This window comes from Cyanobium sp. L1E-Cus (assembly GCF_024345755.1).
In the GTDB taxonomy this organism is placed as follows: Bacteria; Cyanobacteriota; Cyanobacteriia; order PCC-6307; family Cyanobiaceae; genus Cyanobium_A; species Cyanobium_A usitatum.
The window spans coordinates 1-8797 of the sequence record NZ_JAGQBS010000027.1; the positions used below are offsets into that span (position 1 = coordinate 1).

The window sequence follows — 8797 nt, forward strand, 5'->3', positions numbered from 1 at the left end:
AGCACTTCAGATACGTCACTAAGTCGCCAGTAAAATGGCATCTCAGTGATCTCAAGAAAGTTGCTCGATACATTCCAGTGCGCTTTCATAGGCTAAGCCGATTGTATGGTGAGAGAAGAAGATTCCAGTGTCGGTGCGCATGCCAGTGAAAAATATTGGCTTCGCAAAGCTTGACCGTATAGAAGACTCAAAAGCATTGAGGAAATCACAGTTATCGATGGTTGGCATATATACAGAAAGAGACTTGGGGAGCTGATATGAATTAACAATTTTTGATAAGGGTAATAGTTGGGAGATCTCTTTTTGTATTTTGTTGACTGACGGTGCAGCTCGAGGTTTGTGAATGGCCTCAACGGAAATGACATTGAAATGAGTGCGTTCATCGGAAGGACGATAGCTGTCGTAATTTACAACTCTTGATGAAGAGAAACTCGGATCATGCGCAAGGATATAGTAGGAAGGAAATGATTTGCCGAGCGGTTGCTCGAGCTGGTAATAGTATATAGAAAGTTCAGACTTGTCGGCTTTACGTGAATCAACGGCAAAGGCATCGGCAAGTAAATGAATGGGAACAGCAACTATACATGCATCAAACTGATCCCGAAGAAGTTCGCTGTTGACAATTAGATTTCCTACTGAGACCTTTACGTCACTTCCGTAGATAATTTTAATGCCTGAACGGTTTGCCCATTCATTAACGGAATCAGAAAGGCCCTTGCATTCTTTCCGGAATAGCAGTCCAATTCTTCCACCAAATACCTGTCCTTTTGGAAAATCTTGCTTTGGATTGGCAATAACGTTGTCAACCCTTGGGCATTCTTTTAAGTTGTCTGCTTCAATTTTGTGCGCTACCACGAGGCGTCGTAAGTCGAAAAAACAATGCAAAGCATCCTTAGTTAAGCGCTTAGGCTCTATATTCCAAAGTTTTTGCAATATGGGGAGCACTACGTTGTGTCCTGCTGTGACCCCAAATCTTCTGATAGATTCATCTTCCGCGCTTGATGAATTATAGCATTTTACTTCTTCGCCAATGGCGAGAATCTCTTCTAAAACCTTATTACGTAGTGGGTGCTCAAGAAGGCATGGATAATGACTACCGAAATAAATATCACCGAAATTAGCAGAAGCGCCTTTGTCCACACATGATCCTGTCATCGTGTGGAAGCTCGCGGCGCCAAAGATGTCACATAAATGTTTATAATGGCGATTATTTGCATAAATAACATGCATTCCTATTTCTTGAGAGCCAAAAGGCGTTGAAACCTCGCTATAAAGTCCTCCTACGGAGTGACCCTTTTCTATAATCGTTACCTGGCAGCCATGGCTGCGTAGCTCTGCAGCAGCGATTAGACCGCCAAGGGATGCTCCAAGAACCACAATATTATGGGCCATGGCTATTCTATTCTCCAATTATTGCCCAGCTAATATGTGGGCAATAATTAGTCCGATGCAATGATATTTCGCCTGGCGAAAAAACTTCACGAAGTGCTTTTGATTCTCCGGGCCAGGTTGCCTGATTTAAATCTTCGAATACCAAGATACTTCCCTTGAAAAGATGAGGCCTGATTGCCTCTAATAGTTTGATTGTTGGCTCATACAACCCTAGCCCAAAGTTTGCCAATGCGATGACTGTCTCTTGGTGTTTATCTAAATGCAATATGCAGCTTTCTGGAAGCTCGCCATTTATTATAATCCCTTTTTGTACGTGGCCAAGTGGGCGATTTAAGTCTAGCAATCTAATGCCTTCGATAAGTTCGCTCGCTCCGTCGTAGGCCATTCCTCCTTTCTTTTTTAGGGGAAGGTCATGGCCTTCAGTGCCAATATCGTGATCGCCGACCTCGCTGAATCCCGAGAAAGAATCAAAGCCAATAACCTTACGGATATGGTTGTATGGCTCGTATATTGCCCCGAGCTGCTGCCATGTAAAGAATGATCCACCTCTGTATACGCCAAAGTCAAATATAGATCCATGTATCTTTACGACCTTTCGATATATCTCATTACGAACTAGTAAATAGCTCAGTGCTTGGCGCGAAGCAAACCTGGGGAAAGCATGTATTTTTTCGTTGAAGTTGCCACTGCTGCTCAGGAAATAGCTTTCAGAATTTGAAAAATACTGATGCTCTCCTTCTAGATAATTTTTAGGATTGGACTGATCCATTGCCGCTCAGGAGATGCCTGGAGAGAAGTTAGAAGTCAAGTATGTTATTGCTATATTGCTTATAAAGAAGGCATCTTCGTCCGAGAGATTGTGATGAGAGGGGAGATTCAGGGCGCGGAGGTGAATGGATTCAGAGAGATAGGCCTTGTCGAGGGCTTTGCGTCCGCCTGCAGGGGTTGAGCTCAGCGGCCAGAAGAACACTCTGGCATCCACCCCTTTCGCTTTCAGCGCGTCAATCAACTCGTCGCGATTGAACGGGATACTGTCCTCCACTACAAACGTGGGCATCCAGTAGCCGTTCGTGCAGCCCTCCGGCTCAGGATTCATGCGGATTGGCAGATCCTTCAGATAGTCCTGATACATCGCAAAGATCCCTCGCTTCACGCGGGTGAGGATCTCGATGCGCTGCATCTGGGCGCAGCCGATGGCGGCCTGGATATTGCTCATCTTGTACTTGAAGCCCACCATGTCGGGCCAGAACTGCTTGCTCTGCCCTCGCGCCCGCCCATGGTTGGACAGCGTCAGCACCTGCTCGTAGAGATCGGGGTCGTTGGTCACGAACATGCCCCCCTCTCCCGTAGTGATCGTTTTGGTGCCATGGAAGGAGAAGGCGCCAAAGCGGCCCATGCTCCCGGCCCGTTTGCCGTGATACACCGAGCCAACGGCTTCGGCGGCGTCTTCAATCACGGGGATGCCGTAGCGCTCGCCGATCGCCAGCAGGGCATTCATGTCGCAGAGGTTGCCGTAGAGGTGCACCGCCACGATCCCCTTGGTGTTGGGCGTGATCGCCGCTTCCACCTGTTCAGGGTCCAGGCACCAGCTGTCCGGCAGGATATCCACAAACACCGGCGTGGCACCCAGATGCACGATCGGTGCGGCGGTGGCGATCCAGTTGGTGTCGGCCATGATCACCTCATCGCCGGGCCCGATGCCCAGGGCATGCATGCCCATGTGCAGCGCACCGGTGCAGCTGCTAGTAGCGATGGCGTACTTCACGCCAAGGTGGGCCTTAAACGCCTCCTCGAAGCGAACGATGTAGTCGTAGCAGTGCTCGCCCCAGCCATTGGCCGCTGCGTCTGTGGCAAATTCCACCTCCAGCTCGGTGATCGAAGGCTTGGTGTAGGGGATTTTGCGGATCTGGCTGCTGGTCATCTTAATGCCCTCCTTTCCAATACCGAAGCTCTGGAATGGCCGTCACCAGCTCAGTGCCCGGCAGCTGTTGCCGCAACTCCTCGATCAGATTCCAGGGCAGCACCAGTAGGGCATCGGCTGCCTCGGTGGCCAGCTGCTCCGGGCTGATCACCGGGATGTGGCTGCCGGGCAGATAATTGCCCTGCTTGCTGGGGGCGCGGTCGGCCACCGCCGGCAGCAGGTCGGCCTTGATGCCGGCGTAGTTGAGCAGGGTGTTGCCCTTGGCGGCGGCGCCATAGCCCAGCACGCGCCGGCCCTCGTGTTTGGCCTGCAGCAGAAACTTCAGCAATTCATGCTTGGCGGCCTCGGCTCGCTGCTGGAAGCCGGCGTAGGCCGCCAGCGTTTCCAGGCCCGCTGCTGCTTCAGCGGCAAGCACCGTATCCACAGCCGCCGTGGCCTCTGCGGCGCCCTGGTGGGCCAGCCACACCCGCAGGCTGCCGCCGTGGGTGGACAGCTCTTCCACATCCACCACAGCCAGGCCGGCCTTGGCGGCAATGCGCTGCACCACCCGTAGGCTCAGGTAGCTGTAGTGCTCGTGGTAGATCGTGTCGAACTGGTTGCCCGCCAGCAGCTGCAATAGGTGGGGAAACTCGATCGAAGCTCGGCCCTGGGGCTTGAGCAACCGGGCGATACCGGACACAAAGTCGTTGATATCTGGCACATGGGCCAGCACGTTGTTGGCCACCACCAGATCTGCTGGCTCCAGTTCTTCTGCCAGCGCCACCCCAAAGAAGCGCTCGATTGTTTCGATTCCCTTGGCCCTTGCCGCCTCTGCGGTGGCCCTAGTGGGCTCGATCCCCAGGCAGGGGATGCCGCGTTGTTGCACGTATTGGAGCAGGTAACCGTCGTTGGAGGCCAGCTCCACCACCATGCTCTCGCTCCCCAGACCCAGCCGTTCGCTGGCGGTAGCCACAAAACGCTCGGCATGGGCGCACCAGCTGGTGGAGGTGCTGGAGAAATAGGCGTAGTCGGCAGTGAACAGCTCCTCGGCTGCCGCATGGGCCGGCAGTTGCACTAGCCAGCAGCTGCTGCACACATACACCTTGAGGGGGTAGGTGACTTCGGGGAGGGCAAGCTGCTCAGGGGTGAGGTAAGCATTGCTGGGCGGCTGATGACCGAGATCAATTACCTCGTGCTCCAGGGGCGATCCGCAGTGGCGGCAGGAATGGGGCATGGAATCAGCCAAGCAACAATGGATCCGCCAGACAGCCAAGAGTCGCAGCGGCCCTGGCGAGTTGCTTGTCTGCAGTGATCAGATGGGCACCCTGCTTGAGCGCAAGAGCCAGGTAACTGGCGTCGTAGACGCTCAACGACAGGGTCATGGCTTGATCAAGCGCTTCTGAAGCAAGTTCACTGGCACTGGTGGTTCGTAGAGGCAGCTGCAACACATCAGCCAGGAGGGCGCGACATTCATCCGGGCTGAGCAGCTGGCGTTGCACCTGTTTCAACAGCACTGAAGCACATTCGAGCAGGCAGAGGTCGGGAATCAACAGCAAGGCATCGCCACTGCAGCCCCGCTGGATGGCGGGCTCCAAAGAGGGAGGCATCGGTCCATCGGCCAGGTAGAGCCTTAATAGGGCAGAGGTATCCAGCACATAAACATCGGATTGGGTTCGTCCTGTTGCGGTCATCGCTTCAGCGGCTCCGGTCGGCTTGAATGTCGGCAGCCAGATCGGGGAAATGGCGTCCAGCCAACACAGAGCGCCATTGCCGTGCCCGCTCTACAGCGCCCACCTGGGCGTAACGCACCTCCCGCTCAATTAGGAGTCTCACCTGCTCCTGCATGCTGCGGTGGTTGCGGATGGCGAGCTGCCGCAACCCCTCATAGGTCTGGTCAGACAGCCCTCTCAAGCTCAGTGATGGCATGCCGCCCTCGTTTGACTGATCTCATCTTGCCATCGCATGTCAGGTTGCGCTCAGCAAAGGCAAGCCCCGATCGCGCTCGCTCAGCTCTCCGGACGGCAGAGGCCAGGCAATCGCCAGCTGGGGATCGTCCCAGCGGAGGCCGGTTTCCGCCTCCTGCACCCAGGCTCCTGAATGCAGGTAAAGCAACTCACTGCCGGGCTCCAGCACCTGGAAGCCATGGGCACAGCCCTCAGGAATCAACAGCGCATTGCCCTGCTCGGGGCTCAGCTCCACGCCATGCCATTGCCCGTAGGTAGCGGAATCCTGGCGGAGATCCACCGCTACATCCCACACCCGACCGCGCAGACAGCGCACCAGCTTGGCTTCGCTATGGGGTGCGGCCTGCAGATGCAGCCCCCGGATCGTGCCCAGAGCCTCGGTGCGGCTGAGGTTCACCTGGGCGATGCATCGATCGCCCCAGGAGCTCATGAACGCCAGCTCCTGAGCCCGGAAAGCATTGAGGAAGGCACCGCGATGGTCGGCAAACGGCTTGGCCAGCAGCTCGAAGACGCCGTTGATCGGCGTGCGGCGGAGTTCAGCAGTCAAAAACTCACTCCCTTGGGCGTGAAGCCCATTCAGACCCCAACCGGCAACTGGGCCTTCACCGGATCAGCCAAAAGCCGGGCCATCCCGGTGGGATCACTGATGTCAAGGCACAGCAATGTTGGCCCAATGAATTCAAGTGTGTAACCATCACCCTCAACCACCAGATCAGGGATGCCACGCAGGGTGGGATGGCGGAACAGGATGGCACCGGACTCAGCGTCCACCAGGCGCTCCATGGCCTTGAGTTGGGTCGTCAGGTGTTGGGAGAGATCCATCGTCCACCTCCGCGGCGATTGGTCACAATCGTTCATCGGTCGGATAGGTCGTCACGACCGTCTCGCCATCCTGGCTGAAGATCACGACCCAGGGCCGCCCTTCCCACCAGAACACGCTGCTTGTGGCGACTGAAGTGACGTCCACAAAGGGCTCTCCACCTTTTAGAGCCTCTCGCCAGGAGGCCAGTCGGGCGCCCTGGATGGCGTAGGTCGCCAGTTTGTCGACGGCATGGCGCGTGAGTTCCAGCGGTCTCACAGGCTTGGGCCCGTGTAAGCCTCCAGATCCTGCAAGCAGCACTCCAGCGGGCTAGCCCCATCCTGCACGGCCCGATACCAGGCCACGGTGCGCTCCACCGTGACGGCAAAGGGCCAGCGGGGCCGCCAGCCCAGTTGGTGGTGCGCCTTGTCGATCTGTAGGTGTAGGCGGCCGGCCTCATGCGGAGCGGTGAGATCGGAGAGATCTTGCCAGCTGCCGGGCCAGTGGGCCAGGGCAGCTTCCACCAGCTCGCGCACGCTGCGGTTGGCCTCCAGCGACGGCCCGAAGTTGAAGGCGCTGGCGAAGGCCCCGCCGCCAGCTGCCAGCTTCTGGGCAAGCAGCAGGTAGCCCCCCAGTGGCTCCAGCACGTGCTGCCAGGGGCGGGTGGCCTGCGGCTGGCGCACCGGAATGCTCTGGCCGGCCGCCAGCGAGCGCATGGCATCGGGCACGATGCGGTCTTCCGCCCAGTCGCCTCCACCGATCACGTTCCCAGCGCGGGCCGTGGCAATCGCTAGATGGGTCGTCTGGTGGTCGCCCGACCCGCAGAAGCTGGAGCGCCAGCTGGCGATCGCCAGCTCAGCGGCGGCCTTGCTGGCGCTGTAGGGGTCGTGTCCGCCCAGCCTGTCCTCCTCCCGGTAGCCGTAGTCCCACTCGTGATTGGCGTACACCTTGTCGGTGGTCACCATCACCACCGCGCAGGGATGCTGCAGGGGCTTAAGGGCCGCCAGGAGGTGGAGCGAACCCTGCACATTGGTGGCCCAGGTGCCCAGCGGATCGCGATAGCTGCGCCGCACCAGCGGCTGAGCAGCGAGGTGCAGTACTACCTCGGGCTGGGCATCCTGCACGCATCGGCTCAAGTCCTCCAGATCGCGCACGTCTCCAAGGTGGTGCTGCAGATGCCCCCAGTTGGCATTCCCAGTGGCCTGATCGAGGCCCAGATCGGTAGATAGGGCGCGCCCCGGCTCGGGTGCCAATGCATAGCCCCACAGCTCAGCCCCCAGGCTCAGCAGCCATAGCGTCAGCCAGCTGCCCTTGAAGCCCGTATGGCCAGTGATAAGTACCCGCCGGCCCCGCCAAAAGCTGGCTTCCAGCATCACCAAAGCTTCCAGGGGGCTTGGCCGTTAGCCCAGAGCTCCTCAAGGCGGGTGCGATCACGCAGGGTATCCATCGGCTGCCAAAAACCTTGATGGCGGTAGGCGCTCAGCTGGCCAGCATCTGCAAGCTTAGGCAACACATCGCCTTCCCAGCTGCTGCCATCGCCTTCAATTAGATCCAGCACGCCGGGCTCCAGCACAAAAAAGCCGCCATTAATCCAGGCGTTATCACCATCGGGCTTCTCCTGAAACTGCAGCACGGCATTGCCATCGAGGTGCAGGGCTCCGTAGCGGCCCGGTGGCTGCACAGCCGTAAGCGTGGCTTGCTTGCCCTCTTGCTGATGGAGTGCCATTAAGGCCCTAACGTCTACATCTGCCACACCATCGCCATAGGTGAAACAAAACCTGCTGTTATTTAAATATTCACGCACTCTGCCAAGCCTGCCGCCAGTTTGGCTCACATCACCAGTATCCACGAGCGTGACCTTCCAGGGTTCGCTTTTGCGCTCGTGGATCTCCATATGATTATCAGCATCCATATGAAAAGTTACGTCGCTGGTATGCAAAAAGTAATTAGCAAAATACTCTTTTATTAAATATCCTTTATAACCACAGCAAACAATAAATTCATTAATACCAAAATGACTATAGATTTTTAGGATATGCCACAGAATTGGCTTTCCTCCCACCTCCACCATCGGCTTTGGTTTTAGATGAGTTTCTTCGCTCAGGCGGGTGCCCAAGCCACCAGCAAGGATTACGACTTTCATGATTTAAAAACTTTTAAAAAGCTTGTGAGTTTAATTTATTACGGTTTGAGATCTGTAAAACTTTTCCCTTCTCAAGCTCAATAACCCGATCACAATTAGCAACCGTAGTAAGCCGATGGGCAATCATCACCAAAGTTAGATCACGGCTTAAGCCTTCCACTGCTTCCATCACCGCCTGTTCGGTTGCATTATCAAGCGCGCTTGTTGCTTCATCAAATACCAGCACACTTGCTTTTTTATATAATGCCCTTGCAATCCCAATTCGTTGCCGTTGGCCACCGCTTAGTCTAATTCCCCTTTCACCCACAAAGCTTTTATAACCTTCAGCGCTATTTTCAATAAAAGCTGCCATTTGGGCCTGTTCTGCCGCAGCCCTCACCTGCTTCATATTGATTTGCTCTTTAGGCACACCAAAGGCAATATTTTCTGCAATCGAGCTATCAGCTAAAAATATTGATTGCGGCACATGGGCAATGCTTGCCCGCCAGGCCCTCACCCGTTCTGGTGCTGTAGCACTATGAATATCAACACCATCCACCAATAGCTGCCCGCCACTCGGCACCAATAGCCCCATCAATAAATCAACCAGTGTGCTTTTG

Annotated in this window: 12 protein-coding genes; all 12 read right to left on the minus strand. The window is 55.8% G+C overall.

The features are described from left to right. Window positions 1-51 precede the first annotated feature (51 nt). Entirely contained in the window at window positions 52-1392 is a 1341-nt protein-coding gene (locus KBZ22_RS13895) for an NAD(P)/FAD-dependent oxidoreductase (RefSeq protein ID WP_255022424.1), read from the minus strand. Window positions 1393-1399: 7 nt separating this feature from the next. Then, window positions 1400-2161, minus strand: coding sequence for a hypothetical protein (locus KBZ22_RS13900; protein ID WP_255022425.1), 762 nt, complete (start codon window positions 2159-2161; stop codon window positions 1400-1402). A gap of 6 nt (window positions 2162-2167) precedes the next feature. Next, window positions 2168-3313, minus strand: coding sequence for a DegT/DnrJ/EryC1/StrS aminotransferase family protein (locus KBZ22_RS13905; RefSeq protein ID WP_255022426.1), 1146 nt, complete (start codon window positions 3311-3313; stop codon window positions 2168-2170). A 1-nt stretch (window position 3314) separates the two neighbouring features. Then, entirely contained in the window at window positions 3315-4526 is a 1212-nt protein-coding gene (locus KBZ22_RS13910) for a class I SAM-dependent methyltransferase (RefSeq protein WP_255022427.1), read from the minus strand. Window positions 4527-4530: 4 nt separating this feature from the next. Further along, window positions 4531-4983, minus strand: coding sequence for a type II toxin-antitoxin system VapC family toxin (locus KBZ22_RS13915; RefSeq protein ID WP_255022428.1), 453 nt, complete (start codon window positions 4981-4983; stop codon window positions 4531-4533). Between the two features lie 4 nt (window positions 4984-4987). Further along, complete coding sequence (locus tag KBZ22_RS13920) at window positions 4988-5203, minus strand: FitA-like ribbon-helix-helix domain-containing protein (protein ID WP_255022429.1); 216 nt, start codon at window positions 5201-5203, stop codon at window positions 4988-4990. Window positions 5204-5257: 54 nt separating this feature from the next. After that, window positions 5258-5803 carry a dTDP-4-dehydrorhamnose 3,5-epimerase family protein gene (locus KBZ22_RS13925; protein WP_255022430.1) on the minus strand — a complete coding sequence of 182 codons (546 nt, stop codon included), beginning with the start codon at window positions 5801-5803 and terminating at the stop codon, window positions 5258-5260. A gap of 29 nt (window positions 5804-5832) precedes the next feature. Beyond that, entirely contained in the window at window positions 5833-6078 is a 246-nt protein-coding gene (locus KBZ22_RS13930) for a hypothetical protein (RefSeq protein ID WP_255022431.1), read from the minus strand. A gap of 22 nt (window positions 6079-6100) precedes the next feature. Continuing rightward, a complete protein-coding gene (locus KBZ22_RS13935) occupies window positions 6101-6334 on the minus strand; it encodes a hypothetical protein (RefSeq protein WP_255022432.1) in 234 nt (77 codons plus the stop codon). Then, window positions 6331-7428, minus strand: coding sequence for a CDP-glucose 4,6-dehydratase (gene rfbG / locus KBZ22_RS13940; RefSeq protein WP_255022433.1), 1098 nt, complete (start codon window positions 7426-7428; stop codon window positions 6331-6333). Before rfbG ends, KBZ22_RS13935 begins: the two co-directional genes overlap by 4 nt. Beyond that, window positions 7428-8198 carry a glucose-1-phosphate cytidylyltransferase gene (rfbF, locus tag KBZ22_RS13945; RefSeq protein ID WP_255022434.1) on the minus strand — a complete coding sequence of 257 codons (771 nt, stop codon included), beginning with the start codon at window positions 8196-8198 and terminating at the stop codon, window positions 7428-7430. The genes rfbG and rfbF overlap by 1 nt, the downstream gene beginning before the upstream one ends. 13 nt (window positions 8199-8211) lie before the next feature. Next, window positions 8212-8797 (minus strand): ATP-binding cassette domain-containing protein (locus KBZ22_RS13950; RefSeq protein WP_255022435.1); only part of this gene is annotated, 586 nt, incomplete at its 5' end.